We start from the raw sequence: 24266 nt of genomic DNA, 5'->3' as shown, positions 1-24266 counted from the left end.
GATAATTCATATGCTAATGATAGTTATACAAAAATTTCGATATTGATACAAGTTCTATATCATTGGTAATGTAAAAAATATCAAAGATTAAATATTAACCTAATTGTTGGTTATTTTATACTCAGGTACTTACTGGTCTGAAACGAGTTGTGATTCTCGGAGTGTGATCAAACACCTCTCTACCATTCCCGTATATCGAAATGCATAATGTTTTTTGAAGCCCAAACCAGTAAGACTCAGGCATTCCACTTCTACGTTGCATTAAATTTAAAAGCTGAGTAGCACTGAATTAATCACCTACCAAGATAGATTTGTATAAACGTCAAGAGTAACATTTTATCAAGTGAGTCTTAATAAAGTGCTATAACCTAATTGAGTTAAAGTTAATGTTAGGTCAAAATATAATATATTAACCTAATATTAATTACAAAATATGACTTAATCTAAAAGTCTATGATTAACCGACATCACTTATCAGTACTATTTTATCCGTGGTATCAATCGTCAATGACAATAGCGCATCAATTTCTAATAAAGCCCAATCAGTATGAGACGATGAATGATAACCATTTGCCGATTCATATCCTAACGCCGCATTAATATGATATTTAATGCCTTGGATCCGATGATTGACATCCTCACAGTAAGCATTTCGATCTAAAAAATTGGCAACAAATAACTCTGTTGCAGAAAAAATAGCCGCTTTTTCAAAACCATTCCCAGCCTCTTTCGCAAGTAAACATAAGGCTTTTAATTGCTTAGTGAATTGATTTGAAATCATGTGTTCTTCCTCTATTACCGCAAGAAAAAAATATTTTCAATCTATAATCAAATTAACATATATTCCTTTTTAGGTGAATGATCCATCTAATAACTGACACTGTATTACAAATTATTGTTAATGACTCTAACTAAGTAATCATAATACCTTTCATTTTTCTATCAAATGAGAGTATGTCATCTACCAAAATAAATTAATATTATTCAATATGTAATAAAGAGTTCACTGCCAAAATCAGACTAAAGTATTATTAAAAACAGATTTTATAGCCTTTTAGCTAATATTAGTTTCATACTCACGACTGAAGATAACAAAAAATTAACTAACGATAATAAACATAACAAAAGTAGCATAAACAAACATGTTAGGCTCTTAAAATGAGATACTCAGATTTATTTTTTACCCTATCAAGTACATTCATATTATTAGCACTAATAGGCTGCTCGGTAAGCGAAAATAAAAGCCATTTACAACAAAGAGCACAGAGTAATCTCGTTAATATCACGACATGGCACTACCAACAACAAAATGCGACATCGGCTACACAGCTGACTGAGCTAATCGATATACCTCAGCTTACTCAATTAGTAAAACAAGCAGTAAGCAACAATCCAGATGCACAACAAATGGCGATGAACTTAAAAATAGCTTACGCACAAAGGGGGATTGTCAATAGCGACCGCATTCCACAAGCCACTACTGAAATAAACAGTCATAAACATAAAGAAAACAGTATCAGCCACAACAGTGAGATCAGAGTGAGTTGGGAAATCGATTTATGGCAAAAAATACAAAATACTGTCGATGCCGCCAATATGGATATTGCGAGTGCTCAAGCAAATTACCAAGCAACGCTTGATACACTGATAGCCAATATTATGCGAACTTGGTTAGCGATCAGCTTGCAAAAGCAATTGATCGAAATAGAAGAGTCGAGATTAAAATCACTCACCGATAATGAAACATTTATTATCAAACGCTATCGAAATGGATTGGGGAGTTTAGAAGATTTAGATAATGCACGTAGCTCCAGTGCGACGACTCAAGCAACACTTGCTAATTATCGAGAGCAACTGTCTCAAAATAAACGTACACTCAGCCTATTATTAGGAGAAGCACCAGAAAAAAGAGCAATACAAATATCAAGTGAATTTCCCACAGTATTACAACCCCTTGCTAATATTCCAGCCCAAGATCTCGCAAGACGACCCGATCTTCAAAGCGCCTATCACCTTATTATTGCTGAACAATACCGAACTCAAGCCGCTTATAAAGCCTTGCTTCCTTCCATTAATCTTAGCGCTGCATTTACTGGAGAAGAATTATTCAACAATCCCGTTTGGGAGTTACTCGGTCAGTTAACCGCTCCTTTATTTTTAGGTGGAAAACTCAGGGCACAAGCAGAAATAGCACAATTGACAGCTGAAAAGGCTTATTGGAATTATCAATCAACGCTACTCAACGCCGTCAATGAAGTCGAAAACACATTAGGTCAAGAGCAATCTCTATCGCGACAACAACAGCATATTCATCAGGCATTACAAACCGCTAAACGCAGTTTCATCCACTATCAAAAAAAATACAGCCAAGGGCTGGTTGATATAATAGAACTGTTAGCCACACAACAGCGGACCTTTAATTTACAGTCTCAACTTACTCAGCTCATCTACAACAGATTAACCAACAGAATTGATCTAGGTTTGGCACTGGGTTTAGGAGTCACATCATGAAACTGAAAAGCTTAACTATCGGTATCACTTTAATCTCGGCATTCAGTATCGTTGCGATAGCCACTTATACTCAAGCCAAAAGAAATCAATACTTACAAGATAATACCCTTAACACTACACGAAATTTGTCACCTAAAACGTCCCCTGAAATAGAGGTTATTACCGTTAATCAGGATGATTACCAAACACAGATCATCGGTTATGGAGAAGCGAAACCTCAATACTCACTCAGATTGACCACAGAAGTGAGTGGTCAAGTAGATAGTCTTTCACCTACATTTGAAACTGGCCGATATTTGAAAAAAGGCGATAAGATTGCCACACTTAATAAATTGAAATATCAACAAGCAGCCGCTAATGCTCAAGTATTAGTGATTAACGCCAAAATTGCACTCTTGGAAGAAGAGCGAAAAGGCGTACAGGCAAGGATGGAATGGACTAATTCAGGTATGAAAGGGCAACCAGACTCTAAACTAGTATTAAGAGGGCCTCAATTGATCGCCGCTAAAGCGGTATTAAGTCATGCTAATAGCCAGCTCAATAAAGCACAAAGGAACTTAACAAAAACACAAATAACAGCGCCATTTAACGCCCTTATCGTCAGTTCTGATGTTCAACCTGGGCGTTACTTACAAATCGGCAGTAAAATTGGCACCCTATACAGCACCGATCAATTAGAAATCAGTATCCCTCTTTCTGCTCAACAATGGAAAACAATAGGAAACATGAGTCAATTAGAAATGGATAAAAAACAAATCACACTAACTAATACTCAAAATGCACAAAAATGGCAAGGAAAAATAGATCGTATTGAACAACATTTAGACCAAGATCATAAGCAGCGCGCTTTAATAGTGACTGTCGATAACCCTCTGAATCAAAAACCCATCCTTTTTCCAGGTACCTTTCTGGAAGTCAAAATAAAAGGACATAGATTACACTCTATTTGGAAACTACCGGCATCCTGTATTTCTCAAACGGGTGATATTTGGTATGTCGATCCTAATGACCAATTAACCAGCTTTAAAGGAGAAAAGTTATTTGAAAAAGATGATCATGTTTACATTACTCCGATTAACAATATGACAACTGCACATATCGTGAAACGCCCACTGAATAGTTATTTTTTAGGTATGCATGTAAACCCTAGAACATCAAATTAAAGCAGTAAATTACTTGTCAATTAAATATATAGCATGAACACAGGAGAGTAATGGCCAACAACCCTGATCAAAGATCAGATAGCGCACAATATAAAACAACAGGGACCATCGCTTGGTTTGCAAGAAACCCCGTAGCCGCAAACTTACTCTTCATTTCTATCATAATATTAGGGGTCATGTCATTCTATTCATTAAGAAAAGAAGTGTTCCCAGCATTAGAACCTAGATACATAATTATTTCAGTAAGTTATGAAAGTGGTAGTGCAGAGCAAACTGAAAAAGATATCGCTATAAAAATTGAACATGCATTAGAAACGGTATTCGGTATTAAACGGATTGTTTCAAAGTCTACCGCCTACGGCTGTAAAGTGACCATTGAAAAAGCCGGTGATTATTCATTAAATACCTTATTTGCAGACATTAAAAATAAAGTTGACTCCATTCATAATTTTCCACGTAGTGCTGAAAAACCTATTTTAGAAAAAATCCATAGCAAAGAACACGCTATTTGGGTCCAGATCAGCGGTGATACAAGCAGGCCGAACTTACAACGCCTTGCTGAAAAAATAAAAACGGCACTATTAGCCAAACCCGCCATACATCATTTAAGCATTGCAGCTAAATCTAACACCATGATATCAATTGAAGTCGATGAAAATAAATTACAGACCTATGGGCTCACTTTTTCTGACATTCAAAAAGCCATCAACCAAGAGTCTGTCACACCATTAACGACCCAACTACGAAATAAACAAAAAAACATTTACCTTAACGCCGCATCCCAAGCTTATCACGTCGACGATTTTTCAATGATCCCATTAATCACAACCCAGAGCGGTGTCCAGCTCACCTTAGGAGATATTGCCGTCATTTCAGATACCTTTGAAGATAACATTTTGACGTTATCACGTTATAATCAACAAAATAGCACGGCTATTCATATTGTGATAGAAAACCAAGGTGATATAACCCAAATTGTTGAACAAACAAATCAAGTCATAAAAGAATGGCAAGAAAAAGGATTAATACCCAGTAATGTCGAACTCACCACTTGGCTTGATAATAGCCAAATCATCCAAGCTCGTTTATCGCTACTCGCAAAAAATGCCCTAACAGGCATTATCCTCGTTTTTATATTACTGGCATTATTTTTACATCTTCGCCTCGCTTTTTTTGTCGCTATAGGTTTACCTTTTATCTTCTTCGGTACACTTTATTTTATGGGGGATACTTTTGCCGGATTAACCATTAATCAAATGACAACCTTTGGCTTTATTATGGCTCTTGGTATTGTGGTCGATGACGCTGTTGTGATCAGTGAGAGTATTTATGCCACACGACAAAAGTACGGTGATACGGTAGAAAGCACCATACGTGGAACCCATAAAGTCTCTATCCCAACCACCTTTGGCGTCTTAACCACTATTGCGGCTTTTCTCGCCTTGGCTAATATTTCTGGCCTAATCGGCAAAGTATTTTCACAATTCACCATTGTGGTGACGATCTGTTTACTATTATCATTAATTGAATTTAAGCTTATCCTCCCTGCCCATTTAGCGAATATTAATACCCATAGAACAGGAACATCTGGACCAGAAGCTTTTTGGTGTAAAATTCAACATTATGCAGATAAAGGACTGACCTACTTCAATCACTATCTTTACCAACCCAGCTTACAATATGCACTTAAATTTCGTTACGCGGTTATATTTGGTTTTATTACTCTGCTCATTTTTGTGATTTCACTTCCCTTTACAGGTCAAATTCGTACCTCCTTTTTCCCTGATATATCGGATGATGTGATCTCTGTACAATTATCCATGCAAACCGATACGAGTTACGGACAAACCCATACCAATCTTCTCAAATTAGAGTCAAGTGCCATTCAAGCGGCCAATAATTTAGCAAAGAAATACAATATTTCAAAAGACTCCTTACTCAATATACAAGTCCTCGCCGATGACGATCATAACGGCACACTCAACGTTGAACTCACACCCAACCTGCCTTTTAACGCTAAAGAGTTTGTTACAGAATGGGAAAAAATAACAGGTAAACCAGAAGGTGTGCAACGCCTACACTTTATCACACAAAAAGAGTTTATTGATGGCTTTAGGGTAGAACTAAGAGCAGAAAACAATGATATTGCACAGGCCGCTGGCGAAAAGTTTAAAGCTCAACTGGCAAATATTGATGGTGTAGGAGATACCAATGATAACCTTACCCCCAAACAAACCAGAATACATTTAACCTTATCTGAACAGGGTCGCGCACTGGGTATAACCAGTCTGTATTTTTCCAAACAAATATCCCAAGCTTTTGGGGGCCAGGTTATTCAACGTTTTCAGCGAAACAAAGATGAGGTATGGGTTCGACTTCGCTATCCACAACATCAGCGTCAAAGTCTAGCCGATATCATGCAAGCCAAAATAAGGACACCAGATGGTTCAATTGTTCCTCTGAGTATGATCGCCAACATTGAGAAACAATACCAGCAAGATACAATCACCCGAGTCAACAATCAAAAAGTCGTCTACCTCACCGCACCAATCAATAAATCCATTATTGCGCCTAATGAAGTTGTCAGCTACTTACAAACAAATTTAGTCCCACAATTAAAAGAGCAATACCCCAATTTACACATACATTTTGGAGGCGAAGCAGAGCAACAACGAGAGACCATGAGTTCTATGAATGAGTTATTCATGCTGACCTTATTAGCTATCTATATTTTACTCGCTATTCCACTCAAATCTTATATACAACCTTTACTCATCATGAGCATCATCCCTTTTGGGATCATAGGTGCCATACTGGGTCACTGGCTTAATGGCATCACTATTAGCCTGTTATCCCTATTTGGTATGATAGCACTCAGTGGCGTCGTCATTAACGATTGCTTATTACTCATCTCTAAATTTAATATTTTAAACAACAGTAAAAAGATAGACATCAAAGACGCTATTACCTTAGCATGCAGCAGTCGACTTCGCCCTATCCTCCTCACTTCCATTACCACTTTTGCAGGACTAACCCCCCTACTAGCGGAAAAGTCAGTACAAGCACAATATTTAATTCCTGCCGCCGCCTCTCTAGCCTATGGAGTACTATTTTCGACAGTCATTATGCTGCTGCTTATACCTGCACTGCTACTCATACAAGAAGACATCAGAATAGCTTGTAAACACCTTTCAACGTTAATCACTCGATAATACATACCCAAACGACTCTGAAACTCGCATTTCCAAGTCGTTTAGGTATAACGCTCAACGATTAGCTATTTTACGCGCAAGCATCTCTTCCCAAGCCCAAGCTAAAGAAAGCTCGAAATCATTCAACAACTTGCCCCCTTCTGGAAACTCATCGATGAAGGGCGTCATAATCACTCCAAGCCATGGAATAGTCGGTTTAACGACGTTAGGGGGTCGATGATAAATAGCATAATAACAATCAACCAGTTCATCCCAAAATAATGTATCACTTTCCTTAAACACAATAAAAAAAATCATTAAGGTTGCCAAACTTTTTCCGTGAAAAGGTTGACCTTTCACATGAGGTCCCATTGGCGCATATAAGGTTCCCCTTAATGCATGGCCCACATGACTACATTGAAATTGAAAGTGTGAAAGACTCGGTTCAGTCAAGGGAACAGGCAGGTGTCGCGCAAGAGACAAATTAATCCCTTTCTTTGCCGTATCAATCGCTTCTCTACGACACTCAAACCGATTATAGAGCACATTCATTCCTGAATGAAAAACCACTTTTTTAATAGCCATTTGATGTTTACATTGATTAAAAACGGACATCTTTCACCACCAATATAAAACTTCCTTGAATTCAAATCATAGTTTATTAATGTCAATGTTGCGCCTACATCCCCCATAATCCGTTCTTTCTAACAATTTATAAAGTCGTTTCTAATCAAAAAAACCAAAATAAATAATATTCACTCTAGGGTTTTTATTGGCATTCTACAAAATGTGCATCTATTGTTCACTATTGAATCTTCAGTTTAATAGTGAACCACGTATTAATGAATAAATAAGGAATTAACATGAAAAAATTATCATTGGGGATCATCGCATTACTCTCTACTTCACTCTTTTCATTAGGCATTGTAGCCCAAGAAGGAGGATTTATTGGCCCAACAAAAGATAATGTCACCACCGTTAAAATGGCATTAGAGGCCGAAGATAATGCTCAAGTAACCTTAACAGGTTATATCACCAGCGCATTAGGAGATGAAAAATACCACTTTAAAGACAGCAGTGGCGAAATGACAGTAGACATTGATGATGATGACTGGAATGGCCTGAAAGTGACACCTGACACCAAAGTGATCATACAAGGTGAGGTGGATATCGATGGTCCCAATGCCAAAATAGATGTCAATACTATCACAGCACAGTAAATCATAATCTTACCAAAGCATCAATGACAGATAATAAGGTATAAATATTCTATGCCTAACTCAATTGAATCAATCTATTTGACTCAATTGAAGGGCACTCTATTTCAAAGCAAACAAGTATGAAACACAATCACAAACAAACCCCAAATATGTTCTAAAATAGTAATAGCACAGCATTGACGAAAACAAGGACGCCAATCAATGAGAATGGATTATCGGTGGATCATTGCACTATCAATCGTTCTCGGATTTAGCCTTTATCTGTATATCACATTCCGTCAGCCTCTTATTACCGCAATGATAGCAGCCCCTTCTAAGCCCAACTTTAATCAAGCCATCACACCGATCCCGATATTAGAGATAAAACAAGATGACAAAAGTAAACTGCAACTGGGTTTACGCTTATTCCTCGATCCACGCTTATCCTCTAACAACCAAGTGAGCTGCGCTTCTTGTCACAATATTTATACCAATGGTGCAGAAACCACAAAAGTCTCCACTGGCGTTTTAGGCAAAGGGAACCGTAATTCGCCCACCGTCTATAATGTGTCTTTCAATACCCGCTTTTTTTGGGATGGGCGAGCAGCCAGTTTACATGAACAAATTGATGGCCCTATCCATAATCCATTAGAAATGAATACTAATTGGAAAAAGATCACTCAATTTGTTCAATCAGATCAATATTATCAAATCGCTTTTACAGAAGAGTATGATGAACAAATCAGTGAAAATACTATTAAAGATGCGCTCATCAGTTTCATGCTAGTTCTCAATACCCCTAACGCCGACTTTGATCGTTATTTATTAGGTAACCCCCAAGCCATGTCGCAAACAGCCATCAATGGCTGGGCCAAATTTCAAACCTTAGGCTGTATTTATTGTCATCAAGGGAAAAATGTGGGAGGAAATATTTTTCAGAAATTTGGACATGTTGAATCATTGGATCATAATTCTGATGACTTAGGGCGATTCTCACTCACTCAAGAAGAAGCCGATAAAAATGTTTTTCGCGTTCCCAGCTTACGTAATGTCGCCATTACCCCGCCTTATTTTCATGATGGCAGAGCCGAAATCTTAGAAGATGCCATTTTGTTAATGGCTAAAATGCAATTAGGCAAAGATCTCGATCCTGTCACTCTACTTGAGCTCTCAGCCTTTCTCAATGCACTCAGTGCACCTCCTCCTCCAGCATTAAAGGCATTACAATAATGAAAAAACATCACTATCGTATTGTCAGTGCATTACTGATCACAGCAACGACCATTATTTTATTAACCCTCGCGCTTTTAGTCACCAAAATGAATCTCATTAAACAATATCATCATGCTTATGTGCAGTTAACCCATCAAGTGCTCGCAGCTAGAGATGAAGTCTTTAAATTTAACGTTAATGATCAGAAAAACTACGATTCCATTTCACAGCGCCTTCTCCAATCCGAACTCCAAGTCACTCAAATAGACAACAGTCTCTCCAAAACTAATCTCAATTTTATTGCTTATTTTCTCATTGGAGGCAACGAGGTTGAAGCGAAAAGCCATCGACTAACAACCACTATTTCAAAGCTCATCGAAGAACTGGAGACCTTATTAAGATTGATGATTTCACAAGAATATTCTCAGCATACCATCACCTTGTTGCAACAAGATTTATTAAGTAATCAACCAATACCTCAAGACAAATTACAAATATTATCGTTAATTACGGGCACTGATAATACACAAGCATTCACACCTGAACTAACCCATAAAAATGCTTACATTAGTCTAGTCAAGCACCTCAACCTCGCCAATGAAGTCAACGCTAGTATTGAGCAAAAGAATATCAGCATCCTAAATAATCAGGTACGCAACTTACTCACTAATACAACATTTTTTTGGCTAACATTCACTGAAAATACCAAACAATCTATTTTTATCTTCTTACTGTTACTCACAGTCACATTAGCCAGTTACTCTCTATTACTGTTCAGAGTCAGAACCCAGAAAGAGCTCAGTATTCAACAAACATTAATCACAATAGAAAAAGAAAAACATCAACTAGCACTTGTCGCCGAACATATTCAAGATGCCATCATAATTACTAATAAAAAAGGACTCGTGACTTGGGTTAACCAAAGCTTTACGGCTTTATCAGGTTACGCTTTAAATGAGGTTATCAACCAAAAACTAGGTAATATCTTACAAGGAAGTAAAACCAATCAACAAGACATTGAAAGTATTCTTCAGGCGATTAATCAACAACAACCGATAGAAGCAGAAATGATTAACTACCATAAAAATGGTGTTCCTTACTGGGTAGAGATTACAATCACGCCTATTTTAGATGAATATAATCAATTTATTAACTATATTGCCGTTGAAAGAAATTGCAGTAATAGAAAAAAAATGCAACAAGAATTATCCCTAGCAGTCAAAACCGCTGATACGTCCAATCAAGCAAAATCCACTTTCTTAGCCACCATGAGCCATGAATTAAGGACACCACTCAACGGGATCCTTGGTATGGCCCAAATTGTTGAATCTAATTTAACGGATCCAACTCAGCGAGAACAACTGCAAATACTGTTAGAATCGGGCAATCATCTGACCTCGTTATTAAATGATATTCTCGACTTTTCAAAAATAGAGCAAAATAAACTGGAGTTGGATAATGAACTTTTCAGCTTTAATCATGTTATCGATCCCATCATTAATACCTACGGGCCAATATGTGATGATAAAAATATTGATCTCATCTTAAAAAATAATATTAATGAGCAACAAACCTTTGAAGGTGATAAATCCAGAATTCGACAAGTTATCTATAACTTACTCAGTAATTCCGTTAAATTTACCCACGAAGGCAACATTACCTTAAGCTTCAGCAAAACGGTTCATCAAGATATTGACGGCATCAATATTACTCTTTCTGATACAGGAATAGGCATACGACAAGAGCGCCTCGATACCATTTTTAATCCCTTTACCCAAGCGGAATCTTCTACCACCCGTCAATATGGTGGAACGGGACTTGGACTCTCTATCGTCAAACAACTCGTTGAATTAATGCAAGGAAATATTTCGATAACCAGTGAAGTGGGCAGTGGAACAACCTTTGCGCTTTTTATCGGGCTGAAACAATCAGATAAACAACTGACCCAATCTAAAGACCTACAGAAAGTAGCAAAAAATCTACCTAAAAACCTGTCTATTCTTATCGCAGAAGACAATAAAATTAATGCACTGGTTGCAAAAACATTTTGCCAACGCTTAGGTCATACCGCGACAATTGCAAACAACGGCCTAGAGGCCGTTAATCAGCTCAGAGAACAGGACTTCGATCTGATTATTATGGACAATCATATGCCTGAAATGGATGGAATAGAAGCCACCACAGCGATCAGAAAAGACTTAAACAAAACCACCCCTATTTTTGCTTGTACCGCCGATGTTTTCCAAGAAGCCCATGACAATTTCATTGAAGCTGGTGCTAATCATGTATTAACGAAACCCCTACAAGAACAAAGCTTTCTAGATGCTCTATATCAACACTCTGCATTAATTCGCCATAATATCAACCCACTAATAGCCACTTCACCTAATCATTTAATTAACCAAGAGACCCTTAACGGATCAACCAACGTCATTTCATTATCTCGCCATGTTAAAAGCCAGCTTAATTTAACCGAAGCTGAAATAAAACTCGATAATTTGCAAATACTAAGCCAAAAACAGCACATGTCACTCAACACATTAATCTCTTCTTTTCAAAATAATGCTGAATCGATGATCTCTGAGCTCATTATTGCCTTTGAAAGAAAAGACGTAAGTAAAATATACCTGATAAGCCAACATATCAACACACTCGCAACAGAGTACAAAATAAAGCGCATTATTAAACAAATAGACAAACTATCATCCGGATCATTAAAACATCACCTTCCCGCTTTAGAACTCATGCAACATCTCATCAATTTACTCGAGGTTAACGTACATCAAGCTCGGCGCTTTATCATCAAATCATCGACAAAACAAAATAAAGATGCAGGATCTTAAATATCACCATCAAACTCACATAAAATGAACAAACCGCTAAGCCACATCATCCACTAGCATAGACAATACATGATCAATGGCAAAACCTGCGGCATTACCGCTATGAATAGCGTGACTCACCTTTTGTATTAAGGTCACCATATCACCGATAGCATAAATACCCGCCTTAGATGTTTGATAATGATCATCCACACCCACTAGCCCTTCTTCTGTAATATCTAAGCCTAATTTAACGAACAAGGGTTTATTGTTTAAATGAAAAGGCAAATGAATGAATAGTCCCCGTCTGCTAATACACTCTCCTGTCGCTAAATGCAGTTCGATGTAATCACCCAAATCACCCGTGATTTTCTCAACCTCACTGGTATTAACATTGACATTTAAACGCGCCAATTCAACTAATTCTTCTTCACTAAATTTGACTTTATCCTCCGTCAGTAACAAGACATCTCCCGTCCATTTACTGATAATTTTAGCCATCATATACGCTTCATTATTAGGACTGTAAATGGCAACGGGTAACCCTTTTATGCCATAGGCAATACAGTAAGGACAATGAAAAATATGTTCAGGCCAAAAAGTCTCAATGCCTTCAATTTTAGGTAAAATATCTTTCACGCCGCTCGCAAACACCAGCTGCTTAGCCTTCACCTCAAACCACTGACGACTGTTTTTTTCAAGATCAAGAAGCTCATATCTCAAACTAAAGCCTGCTTTCTCATTACCCGATACGTGTGTTGCCACGCCCCGCTGCAATGTCACATGTTCAAATTCCGCAAGCTCTTTTCTAGCATCATGGAGTAACTGAGTCGGCTCAGTTTGATTTCGGCCAATTAAATTGAACATGACTTGACTATACTCATTACGTGGACAATTGGCATCGATAATTAACACCTTACGCATCGCGTTACCCAAAAATAACCCCAGACTCAAGCCACTAAAACTGCCCCCCACAATGACAACATCATACTGATTGTCTATCCTCTTTTTTGCAATTGAACTTATACTCATTAATTCCCCCGCCCAAAAAATTAACTCTCACTCGCAAGTCCATACGGATTATTTATATCAAACCGCTTAACGTCCAGCATCATAAACATAGACTGACTTAGATGATTTGTCCCCCCCTTAACCCTCCTTTAACCCCTATTTAGGTATGCTGCCATCAGAAAATCGCAGGAGATGAAACCCCATGCTTGATGCAACGCCCTTTAAACACTTAATAGCCTTGCTGTTATTCATGAGCATCATCAGTTGTAGTGCGCAAAAGGCATCTGATTATCAATCACAAGCGCTTCAATCGCGTGAACAAGTCAAACCTTGGCAATACACACAAAATGATGCAACAAAGGCAACAACATTAACCCAACTCATTGAGATCCCTCAGCTTACTGAATTTATTCATCAAGCCATGGATAACAATCCAAGTTTGCAGCAAACCGCGATTGCTTTACAAATTGTTTATGCGCAAAGAAGTGTTGAGGCCAGTGAAGGGCTACCTCAAAGCTCTCTTGGCACCAACAGCAGCAAAGATGAAGGCAGCAATACCACTTATAACAGTGAACTCAGTATTAGCTGGGAAGTGGATTTATGGCAAAGAATCAGTGATAGTATCAAAGGCGCTGACATGGATATCGCCAGCTCTCAAGCCGATCTTCAAGCCGCAAAAGACGCACTTGCCGCCAGTATAATGCGAACTTGGCTGCAAATTAATTTACAGCAACAACTCATCAGTATCGAAAGTCAAAGATTAGCCTCATTAGAACACAATGAAACCTTTATTATTGAGCGCTATCGCTCTGGACTTGGGAGTTTAGAAGATCTTGACGATGCCCGTAGTTCTAGCGCGAGCACGCGTGCTACATTAGCCCAATACCAAGAGTTATACGCACAATACCAACGCACCTTATGGCAACTATTAGGCCAAGATAACAATCAGAGTAATGCAACAATCGGCGCTGAATTCCCCACAGTACTTCAACCCTTAGCCAGTTTACCCAATCAAGATCTAGGCAGACGCCCCGATCTCCAAAGTGCTTACTACACTATTTATGCAGAGCAATATCGTTCAAGTGCCGCTTACAAAGCTTTACTCCCTTCTCTCAATTTAAGCGCTCAATTAACGGGTGAGGCACTTTTTAATAGCCCAGCATGGAGTCTACTCGGGCAACTAACCGCCCCCTTATTTAATGGTGGAAAGTTAAGATCACAAGCCGATATTGCTGAACTTACGGCCGAACAAGCCTATTGGCGCTATAAAGAAACCTTACTCACCGCAGTCAATGAAGTTGAAAATGCATTAGGGCAAGAACAATCTTTATCTCGCCAGCAAAGCCATATCAATGATGCTCTGCAGAGCGCACAGCGAAGTTTTGCTAACTATCAAACAAAATATCGCCAAGGACTCGTCAACATCATCGATTTATTATCCATTCAGCAACAAACATTTGATCTGCAATCTCAATTAACACAACTAATTTATGACAGATTAGTCAATCGTATCGATTTAGGACTTGCATTAGGTCTGGGGATCTCTAAATGAAACCAAAAAAAATCACTCTCATCACCACCTTGATTGCCAGCCTATGTATTATTGCGGCGATTACTTATACCCGCGCCCAAAAAGCAGACTACATCAAACAAAGCCGAGCAGTGGGTCAACCCACAGTCATAGCCTCTCCTGAAGTAGAGGTGATCACCGTCAATAAACAAGACTATCAAGCTGAAATTATCGGCCACGGTGAAGCTAAATCTCGCAATATGCTGGTCTTAACGACAGAAGTCAGTGGTCAAGTGGAAACCTTGTCCCCTCAATTTGAAACAGGCAAACAAATTAAACAAGGCGCATTATTAGCGTCTCTCAATGATACGAATTACCAACAAGCTGTCACCGATGCTCAAGTCTCAGTCGCCGACGCAAAAGTAGCCTTACTCGAAGAAGAACGACAAGGTCAACAAGCCCAAATGGAATGGAAGAACTCAGGTATGAAAGGAGAGCCAGACTCTTCTCTGGTCTTACGTCAGCCTCAGCTTATCGCTGCTCAAGCCGCACTTTCCAATGCCCAAAGACAACTAAAAACCGCCCAACGTAACTTACAAAAAACCCAAATCACTGCGCCTTTTAATGCACTCATTATCTCGCGCGACATACAGCCTGGAAGTTATCTTTCTGTCGGCACCACAGTGAGTACACTCTACAGTACTGACAGAGTCGAAATAACCATTCCATTATCTGAACATCAATGGAATAGTTTACCCACTTTCAATAATATTGAGCCCAAATCTTGGCTTGTCACGTTAACCAATACAGACGCCACTGAGCACTGGCAAGGGTACGTACAACGCATAGAGCAACACTTAGACTCGAGTAGCCGCCAGCGTGCATTGATTGTCGCAATCGACTCGCCTCTTGAGCAAACGCCCGCCCTTTTCCCAGGCACTTTTTTAACCGCGAGAGTCCAAGGAGCAACCTTAAACGCCATCTGGGCACTCCCAGCATCCGCTATATCTCAAAGCGGTGATGTCTGGTATCTAGACAATAACAGCAATCTTATGAATTTTAAGGCTAATAAATTATTCGAAATAGAAGATAAAGTGTATATCACTCCCGTCGATGATAAAGAAAGTGCTCAAATAGTGATCCGTCCATTGAATAATTACCTTGTGGGTATGAAGATGACTCCCACCCAATCAGACAATCCAAGTCTATTGGCTAGCACCGCTCAGGAGAAACAATAATATGTCACTTATTCCTGATAATCACTCCCACCCAATGCCCCCAGAGCAAACAGGGATCATCGCTTGGTTTGCACGCAATGCGGTTGCCGCTAATTTATTACTGATCTCTGTCATCATCCTAGGTATTTTGTCTTTATACTCACTTCGAAAAGAAGTCTTTCCCAGTATAGAACCTCGATTTATTACCGTTTCGGTGAGTTATTACAGTGGCAATGCCAAACAGGCCGAAGAAGGCATTGCCATTAAAATTGAAAACGCATTAGAAACCGTTACAGGGATCAAACGCATCACTTCCGTTTCCAATGCCAATGGTAGTACAGTCACCATTGAGAAAGAAACCGATTACTCTCTCGATAGCTTATTTACCAACGTTAAAACAAAAGTTGACTCGATTTATAACCTCCCCACTGATGCACAAAAACCCGTTATTGAAAAAGCGAAACGTGAAGATCATGCCATTTGGGTGCAACTCTTTGGTGATGCCGACCGAGTCACCTTACAAAAATTAGCTGAGAAGTTAAAAACGGCATTACTCGCTAAACCCGCTATCCGAAATTTATCCATATCAGCCGAATCCCAAGCATTAATGTCTGTTGAAGTCGATGATAGTAAACTCCAAGCTTATGGCATCACACTAAGTGATGTCGAAAATGTCATCAATGCAGAATCCTCGGCTCCTCTCACCACCAGCCTGCGTAATGACAATAAAATCATGCGCCTTAAGGCTTCAGAGCAAGCTTATCAAGCGGGTGACTTCGCTAAAATACCCTTATTAACCACAGCCGATGGTGCCATTATCACTTTAGGCGATGTCGCCACGATTACCGATACCTTTGATGACGATCCCTACACTCTCTCCCGTTATAATCAACAAAATGGCATGAGTATTGAAATTGTCATGGACGAACAAGGTGATATTACCCAAATTGTCGATCAAGCCAACGCTGTCGTTAAAGAGTGGAATGAACGAGGTTTATTACCCAATAATGTGCAACTCAAGACTTGGTATGATGGCAGTACCATTATAAAGGACAGACTGTCGCTACTGACAAAAAACGCCATCAGTGGTATCGCATTAGTCTTCATCATATTAGCCTTATTTCTCAACTTAAGACTCGCATTTTGGGTCGCAGCAGGCCTGCCCTTTGTCTTTTTTGGCACCCTGTACTTTATGACCGATACCTTTACAGGCCTGACGATTAATGAAATGACCACCTTTGGTTTTATCATGGCACTCGGTATTGTCGTTGATGATGCTGTGGTGATCAGTGAAAGTATTTATACTACGCGCCAACGATATGGCGACACCATAGAAAATACCATTCTTGGTACCAAAAAAGTGGCCATACCGACCATATTTGGGGTGCTCACCACCGTAGCTGCATTCATGGCACTCGCCAATATATCCGGTAATATTGGTAAACTATTTTCACAGTTTGCGACAGTTGTGACCATTTGTTTATTACTCTCCTTAGTCGAATCAAAATTCATTTTACCGTCCCATTTAGCCCACTTAAACACTCAAAATATAGCCACATCTGGCATCGCAGGTGTGTGGGCTAAAATCCAATCATTCGCCAATGGTAGCTTACAATGGTTTAATACCCGCCTCTATCAACCCGCAATCCATTGGGCACTGGATTTTCGTTATGCTGTTGTACTGATTTTTGTTGCCATTTTCATTTTAGTCACCGCCATGCCTTTCATGGGCAGTGTCAGGGTATCTTTTTTCCCCGATATTACTGGTGATGTCATCAGTGTGAATATGTCGATGCAAAATGATGCCAGTTTTGGGCAAACCAATACCAACCTACTTACCCTAGAAAAAACGGCTATTGAGGCCGACCATCAATTAGCCGAAAAATACCAAACCAATACGCCTTCGATTAAGAGTGTGCAGGTCATTGCCAGCGCCGACTTAAGTGGCAAATTAATTGTTGAAATGGATTCAGCTTCACCTTACTCATCCACAGAGCTCATTAAGCAATGGCAACAACTCGTCGGCTCGCCAGAAGGAGTGAAAAAAATAAAGTTTAGCTCCAAAAAAGAAATGGTTGATAACTTTAAAGTTGAGTTAAAATCTAACAATGAAGCCACCTTAACAGCAGCTGGGGCACAATTTAAAACCGCCTTATTAAACACAAAAGGTGTCAATGGCATCGATGATAATTTGTCTCCTGGCCAAGCGCAGCTACATTTTACCCTTTCTAATCAAGGCCGAAGCCTAGGAATGGATACTTCAACGCTATCTGAACAACTACTACAAGCCTTTGGTGGCCAAGTTGTGCAACGTTATCAAAGAGACAAAGACGAAGTCTGGGTAAGAGTCCGTTACCCTAAACTACAACGTCAAACCCTCGCCGATATCATGCAGGCAAGGGTGAGAACCCCCGATGGAACCATAGTACCACTCAGCGCTGTGGCCAATATCAATACTGAATATCAACAAGATGAAGTGACGCGCATTAATAATCAAAGTGCGATTTTTCTCAGTGCTGGCGTCGATAAAACCATCATAGCGCCGAATGAATTAGTGGCAAATTTAAAACGAAATTTGGTACCACAATTACAAAATCAATATCCTGATTTAAATATTTATTTTGCTGGAGAAGCTGAGCAACAACAAGAAACCGCAAGCTCAATGAGCAGTATGTTTGTACTGGCCATGTTAGCCATTTATGTATTATTGGCGATCCCCTTAAAATCTTATATCCAACCCGTATTAATTATGATGGCCATACCTTTCGGTATTGTTGGGGCGATCTTAGGACATTGGATCAATGACATTACTATTAGCTTATTGTCTTTAAATGGCATTCTGGCTCTCAGCGGGGTAGTCGTCAACGATAGTTTACTGCTGGTCTCACGTTTTAATGAATTAATAAAAGAAGGAAAGTTATCGGTTCATCAAGCCATTGTCACCGCATGTACCAGCCGTTTACGCGCCATATTATTAACCTCTGTCACCACCTTTGCCGGTTTAGTACCCTTATTAAGCGAAACCTCATTACAAGCACAATTCTTAATTCCGGCTGCTGCATCACTGGCGTACGGGATTTTATTTGCCACAGGTATCACCTTAATACTGATCCCTGCATTATTACTAATTCAATGTGAAATAAAAGCATTCTTAGGTACACTGTCTAACAAGCTTATCTCCTCTAAGACTCAAAAGGCGGTTTCATCATGCTAAACCTATTATTAGTCGAAGATGACTTAGACTTAGCGGCAACCATTATCGATTATTTTGAGCTAGAATCGATGCAATGCGACCATGCTTCAAATGGACTAGCGGGATTGCATTTTATCGAACAAAACTCTTATCAGGCACTGATTATCGATATTAACTTACCTAAAATGGATGGGCTAACCCTTTGTAACACCATCAGACAGCAAGGCATTGATACGCCAGTACTCATGCTTACAGCACGAGATAGCCTAGACAACAAACTAGAAGGGTTTCAATCAGGAGCAGATGATTATCTCATTAAACCTTTTGCCATGGCCGAACTCATTGTACGCATTCAAACATTATCCAAACGCCGCAGCGGCCAAGTCAAAAGGCTCAGCTTGGCCGATTTGGAAATTGATTTATCAGAAAAAAAAGCCTATCGGCACAACGAACCACTAAAGTTATCGCCGACTGCATTTCGCATTCTCGAAATGTTACTTCGAGCCTCTCCTAAACCCGTATCGAGAACTGACATAATGCAAGCGGTTTGGGGAGATAATCAACCAGATAGTAACAGTCTAAAAGTGCACATCCATCATCTACGTAAGCAACTGGATAGCCAACATTCACCGAGCTTACTGCAAACCGTACCGAGTTATGGATTTGCCTTACGTCTTAATACAGTCAATACCAAATGAGAATAAAACCGAGCCTAAGATTATATTTTTTCATTGCCATACTAGTCTTAGGCACGTCATTAACCTTAGTTTTTTCCGCACTCACAATTAATTATTTCATCGAAGGGCTGGATACGGGCATGCGTGGCACTATGCGCCAACTGTCTCAAGTTGAAAATGTCCGTGATGGACATCCTGTACGTTTAATCAACTTTCAAATATCGAGTCAATGGAAAGATGTCCCCGCAGACATTCGATCCCAATTTTCACAGCCCCCCACTACACCTGGAGTGTTACAAAAAAAACTTATTGGGATCACGTTATTTTCTCCCCCGAAAAAAGCCTATTTCGTCATTTATATGATGAATAATCAAGGTAAAGGGCGATATGTGAGCAAAGTATTTAATAAAGAAACCATAAAAAATGAAACCAAAAAAGGCAGCTCACACTTTACAGGGATCATGCTATTTGGCATTGGTGGGCTGATTATTTTTACCCTATTTTTATTCCTTATAATGAATAAAATGTCCTCTCCGATGGAATCATTGATCAATTGGACAAAAACACTCAATGATAAAAATTTGGCATTTCCTCCTCCTGATTTTAAATATCATGAGCCCAATGAGCTGGCCCAAATAATTCATAATAGCTTGAACTCAGTGCAAGAGAGTCTCAATCGAGAACAAGTCTTTTTAAGCTATGCAAGCCACGAATTACGTACACCTATCGCAGTGATCCGCTCTAATATTGAATTGCTCAATAAAATGAATGACGTCGAACCTTTAGGTGATAAACAACAAAAGATATTACAACGTATTGAACGTGCAGGCTTTACCATGACTCACCTAACCGAAGCCTTACTGTGGTTAGGACGAGATAATGCTATTCCGCCTCAATTATCGGTTATTAAACTCAATGAGCTCATAGTGCAACTCGTTGATGAACTCAGTTATTTATTGCAAGGAAAAGCAGTTAATATTGAAATAGACACCCATCTATACCATATCGAGCTCCCTACAACGGCTTGTTTAATCGTGCTCACAAACCTTATTCGTAATGCCTTTCAACATACTCAGAGTGGCACCGTTTCAATCACACAAAAGCATCATCATGTGATCATAGAAAATAACAATAATGATCCCGAAGTAGATGATGAAGCGCTTGGTTTTGGGCTCGGGCTTGAGCTCACCCAAAGACTCATTGAAAAATTTAAATGGCCTTATAAGACTCAAATAACCTCTAGCGGCCACAGAGTCGAAGTCTCTTTTACTCAAACTAATGAGTAATAAGTGACTATGTTCAAGCTCAATAATTTCTAATATGCTACACTGTTTTTATCGACTATTATTTTATGTTTAAGACGATTCGATGATAATGAGTAGTGTGTTTTCTCCCCCATGGTGGGCTAAAAGCGCCCACATTCAGACAATTTTACCTTCCTTAACACGAGTGTTAAGTCCCTTATTAAAACGTGAACGATTAGAGCTCCCTGATCAAGATTTTATTGATCTTGATTGGCTATCGACTCCCATCGATAACCAACCTATCATCCTCATGTTTCATGGTTTAGAAGGCAGTGCTGACTCTCATTACATTAAACGACTATTCTTAGCTTGTCAGTCAATGGGGCATTGTGCCTTGATCCATCATCATCGTGGCTGCTCAGGTGAATTAAATCGTCTCCCGCGGGGTTATCACAGTGGTGATACCGAGGATGTTCAAATCAGCTTACAGCACTTAAAACAACACTTTCCTAATAACCCTATTTTTGCCGTAGGCTATAGTTTAGGAGGGAATGTGCTCACCAAATATCTAGGCGAACAAAAAGAAAATAGCTTAATCGAACGAGCCGTCGTTGTATCTGCACCGTTACAACTTGCCGCTTGTGCTAAAAAATTAGAAAAAGGTTTTTCAAAGATTTATCAAAGCTATCTCATCAAGCTATTACAACAAAAAGTAATCGATAAAATGGAAAAGATGGCATTAGATAAATATATTCCAGTCACGAAGCATCAAATTAAAAACTTAACCACCTTTCATGGGTTTGATCATCAAATCACCGCTCCCTTACATGGATTTAATGGCGTCGATGATTATTATCGCCAAGCCAGTGGCTTGCCTTTTCTCGCTCATATCACTAAACCCACACTCGTGATCCATGCAAAAGACGATCCTTTCATGACCGAAGATGTCATACCCGGTCCAGCCCAACTCTCTCCTCATGTCAGTTACGAATTACATAAGCAAGGGGGCCATCTTGGCTTTATTGAAGGCGGAAGCCCTTGGCATCCAAGATTTTATTTAGAACGCCGCATTCTCGATTTTTTATTTCCCACTTCACCCTCGACTGAGACGGATAACAATCAATGCTAGTCCCATACAATGCGCTACAACAACTTCCACAAGACACTGTCAATAATCTGATTAAAGAATACTTATTTACTCAATTAGAAGATGGAAACTTTAGTCACACAGACGAAACTGAACTAAAAAACGCGATCATTAAATGTCATCAGGCACTAAAATCTGGTACTTTAGTCGTGGAATATAGTGAGGAAGATGAATCCATAGCCTTAAGACACAAGGACAACATCACAAATATGCAGCCGGAAAATTGACCTTAAGCTGCTCAATCCGTATAACTATACCCGAACCCTTAAAAATGCAGCCTACCCATTTAACTTTTTTGCGCGCCTTAAAGCATCCCTTTTTAGCATATTATTGCTGAAGTGTAGGTGGCATTTCATATATTTAGGTAATAACATGTCAGCAAAACATCCCATCATTGCAGTCACAGGTTCTTCTGGAGCCGGTACCACAACAACAACCACAGCTTTTACAGAGATCTTTCGACGACTTGGGATTAACGCTGTCACGATTGAAGGTGATAGCTTTCATCATTACACTCGAGCGGAAATGGAAGTCATCATCCGTAAATTGAAAACAGAAAATCTTAACATTAGTTATTTTGGTGCTAAAGCCAATGATTTTGTTAAATTAGAACAGTGTTTTCATGATTATGGAGAAACAGGCCAAGGAGAAATGCGCGCATACTTACACACTTTTGATGAAGCAGTGCCTTTTAACCAAATGCCGGGCACCTTTACCCAATGGCGTCCATTACCAGACGATAGCGATATGCTTTATTATGAGGGTCTGCATGGCGGCGTGATCACTGATGAATGCAATGTCGCTCAACATGTTGATTTGCTTATTGGTATGGTCCCCATTGTCAACCTAGAGTGGATCCAGAAAATTATTAGAGATACGTCAGATAGAGGCCATACTCGAGAAAAAGTCATGGGCTCTATTGTACGCAGTATGGACGATTATATTAATCACATTACGCCACAATTTTCTCGCACACATATCAATTTTCAACGCGTTCCCACGATAGACACCTCCAACCCCTTTAGTGCGACGACGATTCCCAGCTTAGATGAAAGCTTTGTGGTGATCTGTTTCCATGATATCAAAAATGTTGATTACCCCTTTTATCTCAATATGATCCAAGGCTCATTCATGTCTCGCACCAATACATTAGTCGTACCGGGAGGTAAAATGTCTCTGGCGATGGAGTTAATTTTAACCCCATTAGTGAAAGAACTTATGGAAAAGAGAACCCAAGACTAATGTTAGCTTCTGCATCTCCAACTGGTTTAAGGATAAAGCCATTTTATCAAGTGGCTTTATATACCCGTGATACTTGAATCAACTAACACAATCGACATAGGACACTCAACACTAATGCTCTCTAAAAGGTTGTTGCTTCTTATAAAGTGATAAACGCTTAACATAAGCATTAAAATCATTTCCTTTTTCAATGATTTTAATGGCTTTTTGTTGCGTTTCGACTGCAGCTTTAAAATTACCTTGCTCAGCATAAGCTGCGGCTAGATTATCTAAATAAATAGGATTGTTTTTGTTTGAAGCAAGTAATGCCTTTGCAATGCTCTCTGCTTTATTACCATCGCGATATTGAGCTTCAGGACACGTGGCTAAAATCCAAGAAACATTCCCTAAAGACAGCTTATCACCAACCAAATTAAACTGAGACAGGGCTTTACCACAATCCCTGGTGACCCCTGAACCACCCCCCGCATAAATGAAACCTAATCTAAAATTAGCCCACTTATCTTGTTTATTACTCTTGTTATCCACTAATGTTTTGTACAAACGTTCTGCCTGAGCAAGATCCCGTGTGATGATCTGCCCTTCGTAATATAAATCAGCTAAGGTTTTTTGCGCTTTCTCATCACCCGCTTCAGCAGAAGCCGTTATCGACTCAATAGCGAGTTGAGTATCTTGGTCTACATACTTTCCTGTCAAATACATAATCCCTAATAAATATTGCGCTGCGGGTTTACCCAAATCCGCATTCAGCTGTAAATAAGCTATCTTACTGGCTTCAATTGCTTGAGGGGGTTGGGGAGCAGAAAATGCCATACTTTTACCTGATTACCCATAAAGCTCAGCCATGCTTAAATACTTCTGTGGCATAGGAGCAGTTCGTAGTGCGACATACATAAATCGTGGCAACATGTCTTCAAGCGAGAACCT

Annotated in this window: 18 protein-coding genes and 1 pseudogene; 14 read left to right on the top strand and 5 right to left on the bottom strand. The window is 39.3% G+C overall.

Features of this window, described 5'->3' with window-relative positions:
- Window positions 1-457: 457 nt before the first annotated feature.
- A complete protein-coding gene (locus L2764_RS19300) occupies window positions 458-781 on the bottom strand; it encodes a hypothetical protein (protein WP_248941990.1) in 324 nt (107 codons plus the stop codon).
- 377 nt (window positions 782-1158) lie between these two features.
- Here L2764_RS19300 and L2764_RS19295 point away from each other — a divergent pair, with 377 nt between their 5' ends.
- From L2764_RS19295 to L2764_RS19285, 3 genes are read left to right on the top strand one after another with little or no spacing between them, the layout of a single operon-like run.
- Entirely contained in the window at window positions 1159-2511 is a 1353-nt protein-coding gene (locus L2764_RS19295) for a TolC family protein (protein ID WP_248941989.1), read from the top strand.
- Window positions 2508-3674 (top strand): efflux RND transporter periplasmic adaptor subunit, encoded by a 1167-nt coding sequence (locus L2764_RS19290; RefSeq protein WP_248941988.1) that lies wholly within the window; start codon window positions 2508-2510, stop codon window positions 3672-3674. Before L2764_RS19295 ends, L2764_RS19290 begins: the two co-directional genes overlap by 4 nt.
- Window positions 3675-3724: 50 nt before the next feature.
- On the top strand, window positions 3725-6886 hold the full coding sequence (locus L2764_RS19285; RefSeq protein ID WP_248941987.1) for an efflux RND transporter permease subunit: 3162 nt from the start codon (window positions 3725-3727) through the stop codon (window positions 6884-6886).
- A 54-nt stretch (window positions 6887-6940) separates the two neighbouring features.
- On the opposite strand, the gene L2764_RS19280 is transcribed toward L2764_RS19285, so the two are convergent.
- Complete coding sequence (locus L2764_RS19280) at window positions 6941-7480, bottom strand: hypothetical protein (RefSeq protein WP_248941986.1); 540 nt, start codon at window positions 7478-7480, stop codon at window positions 6941-6943.
- A gap of 248 nt (window positions 7481-7728) precedes the next feature.
- On the opposite strand from L2764_RS19280, the gene L2764_RS19275 reads away from it, so the two are divergent.
- From L2764_RS19275 to L2764_RS19265, 3 genes are all read left to right on the top strand, one after another.
- Entirely contained in the window at window positions 7729-8085 is a 357-nt protein-coding gene (locus L2764_RS19275) for a NirD/YgiW/YdeI family stress tolerance protein (RefSeq protein ID WP_248941985.1), read from the top strand.
- A 201-nt stretch (window positions 8086-8286) separates the two neighbouring features.
- Window positions 8287-9294 carry a cytochrome-c peroxidase gene (locus L2764_RS19270; protein WP_248941979.1) on the top strand — a complete coding sequence of 336 codons (1008 nt, stop codon included), beginning with the start codon at window positions 8287-8289 and terminating at the stop codon, window positions 9292-9294.
- Complete coding sequence (locus L2764_RS19265; RefSeq protein WP_248941977.1) at window positions 9294-12119, top strand: hybrid sensor histidine kinase/response regulator; 2826 nt, start codon at window positions 9294-9296, stop codon at window positions 12117-12119. Before L2764_RS19270 ends, L2764_RS19265 begins: the two co-directional genes overlap by 1 nt.
- Window positions 12120-12155: 36 nt before the next feature.
- On the opposite strand, the gene L2764_RS19260 is transcribed toward L2764_RS19265, so the two are convergent.
- Window positions 12156-13130, bottom strand: a complete 975-nt coding sequence (locus L2764_RS19260) for an NAD(P)/FAD-dependent oxidoreductase (protein WP_248941975.1) — start codon at window positions 13128-13130, stop codon at window positions 12156-12158.
- Window positions 13131-13311: 181 nt separating this feature from the next.
- On the opposite strand from L2764_RS19260, the gene L2764_RS19255 reads away from it, so the two are divergent.
- The 8 genes from L2764_RS19255 to L2764_RS19220 all read left to right on the top strand — a co-directional run bounded on the left by L2764_RS19255 (window position 13312) and on the right by L2764_RS19220 (window position 23339).
- Window positions 13312-14661, top strand: coding sequence for a TolC family protein (locus L2764_RS19255; RefSeq protein ID WP_248941973.1), 1350 nt, complete (start codon window positions 13312-13314; stop codon window positions 14659-14661).
- A complete protein-coding gene (locus L2764_RS19250; protein ID WP_248941971.1) occupies window positions 14658-15857 on the top strand; it encodes an efflux RND transporter periplasmic adaptor subunit in 1200 nt (399 codons plus the stop codon). The genes L2764_RS19255 and L2764_RS19250 overlap by 4 nt, the downstream gene beginning before the upstream one ends.
- Window position 15858: 1 nt before the next feature.
- The gene (locus L2764_RS19245; RefSeq protein WP_248941969.1) at window positions 15859-19050 is read left to right on the top strand and encodes an efflux RND transporter permease subunit; all 3192 of its coding nucleotides are present in this window, start codon (window positions 15859-15861) and stop codon (window positions 19048-19050) included.
- Window positions 19044-19727, top strand: a complete 684-nt coding sequence (locus tag L2764_RS19240) for a response regulator transcription factor (RefSeq protein ID WP_283107077.1) — start codon at window positions 19044-19046, stop codon at window positions 19725-19727. Before L2764_RS19245 ends, L2764_RS19240 begins: the two co-directional genes overlap by 7 nt.
- Window positions 19724-20992, top strand: a complete 1269-nt coding sequence (locus L2764_RS19235; RefSeq protein WP_248941967.1) for a sensor histidine kinase — start codon at window positions 19724-19726, stop codon at window positions 20990-20992. The genes L2764_RS19240 and L2764_RS19235 overlap by 4 nt, the downstream gene beginning before the upstream one ends.
- 88 nt (window positions 20993-21080) lie before the next feature.
- Window positions 21081-22079, top strand: a complete 999-nt coding sequence (locus L2764_RS19230) for a hydrolase (RefSeq protein ID WP_248941991.1) — start codon at window positions 21081-21083, stop codon at window positions 22077-22079.
- A complete protein-coding gene (locus L2764_RS19225) occupies window positions 22073-22324 on the top strand; it encodes a YheU family protein (RefSeq protein ID WP_248941965.1) in 252 nt (83 codons plus the stop codon). Before L2764_RS19230 ends, L2764_RS19225 begins: the two co-directional genes overlap by 7 nt.
- Before the next feature lie 145 nt (window positions 22325-22469).
- Entirely contained in the window at window positions 22470-23339 is an 870-nt protein-coding gene (locus L2764_RS19220; protein ID WP_248941963.1) for a phosphoribulokinase, read from the top strand.
- A 111-nt stretch (window positions 23340-23450) separates the two neighbouring features.
- Here L2764_RS19220 and L2764_RS19215 read toward each other — a convergent pair whose 3' ends face one another.
- Together L2764_RS19215 and L2764_RS19210 are read right to left on the bottom strand one after the other, a co-directional pair.
- Entirely contained in the window at window positions 23451-24152 is a 702-nt protein-coding gene (locus L2764_RS19215; protein WP_248941962.1) for a tetratricopeptide repeat protein, read from the bottom strand.
- 12 nt (window positions 24153-24164) lie between these two features.
- Window positions 24165-24266 (bottom strand): annotated as a pseudogene (locus L2764_RS19210) (IS1595 family transposase); the annotation flags it as partial.

This window comes from Shewanella surugensis (assembly GCF_023284005.1).
GTDB lineage: Bacteria > Pseudomonadota > Gammaproteobacteria > Enterobacterales > Shewanellaceae > Shewanella > Shewanella surugensis.
This window is presented reverse-complemented; position numbering and strand designations above follow the sequence as displayed.

Coding starts and splice junctions, on each gene's coding strand:
- L2764_RS19300 (WP_248941990.1), bottom strand. CDS start 781: ATGATTTCAAATCAATTCACTAAGCAATTAAAAGCCTTATGTTTACTT.
- L2764_RS19295 (WP_248941989.1), top strand. CDS start 1,159: ATGAGATACTCAGATTTATTTTTTACCCTATCAAGTACATTCATATTA.
- L2764_RS19290 (WP_248941988.1), top strand. CDS start 2,508: ATGAAACTGAAAAGCTTAACTATCGGTATCACTTTAATCTCGGCATTC.
- L2764_RS19285 (WP_248941987.1), top strand. CDS start 3,725: ATGGCCAACAACCCTGATCAAAGATCAGATAGCGCACAATATAAAACA.
- L2764_RS19280 (WP_248941986.1), bottom strand. CDS start 7,480: ATGTCCGTTTTTAATCAATGTAAACATCAAATGGCTATTAAAAAAGTG.
- L2764_RS19275 (WP_248941985.1), top strand. CDS start 7,729: ATGAAAAAATTATCATTGGGGATCATCGCATTACTCTCTACTTCACTC.
- L2764_RS19270 (WP_248941979.1), top strand. CDS start 8,287: ATGAGAATGGATTATCGGTGGATCATTGCACTATCAATCGTTCTCGGA.
- L2764_RS19265 (WP_248941977.1), top strand. CDS start 9,294: ATGAAAAAACATCACTATCGTATTGTCAGTGCATTACTGATCACAGCA.
- L2764_RS19260 (WP_248941975.1), bottom strand. CDS start 13,130: ATGAGTATAAGTTCAATTGCAAAAAAGAGGATAGACAATCAGTATGAT.
- L2764_RS19255 (WP_248941973.1), top strand. CDS start 13,312: ATGCTTGATGCAACGCCCTTTAAACACTTAATAGCCTTGCTGTTATTC.
- L2764_RS19250 (WP_248941971.1), top strand. CDS start 14,658: ATGAAACCAAAAAAAATCACTCTCATCACCACCTTGATTGCCAGCCTA.
- L2764_RS19245 (WP_248941969.1), top strand. CDS start 15,859: ATGTCACTTATTCCTGATAATCACTCCCACCCAATGCCCCCAGAGCAA.
- L2764_RS19240 (WP_283107077.1), top strand. CDS start 19,044: ATGCTAAACCTATTATTAGTCGAAGATGACTTAGACTTAGCGGCAACC.
- L2764_RS19235 (WP_248941967.1), top strand. CDS start 19,724: ATGAGAATAAAACCGAGCCTAAGATTATATTTTTTCATTGCCATACTA.
- L2764_RS19230 (WP_248941991.1), top strand. CDS start 21,081: ATGAGTAGTGTGTTTTCTCCCCCATGGTGGGCTAAAAGCGCCCACATT.
- L2764_RS19225 (WP_248941965.1), top strand. CDS start 22,073: ATGCTAGTCCCATACAATGCGCTACAACAACTTCCACAAGACACTGTC.
- L2764_RS19220 (WP_248941963.1), top strand. CDS start 22,470: ATGTCAGCAAAACATCCCATCATTGCAGTCACAGGTTCTTCTGGAGCC.
- L2764_RS19215 (WP_248941962.1), bottom strand. CDS start 24,152: ATGGCATTTTCTGCTCCCCAACCCCCTCAAGCAATTGAAGCCAGTAAG.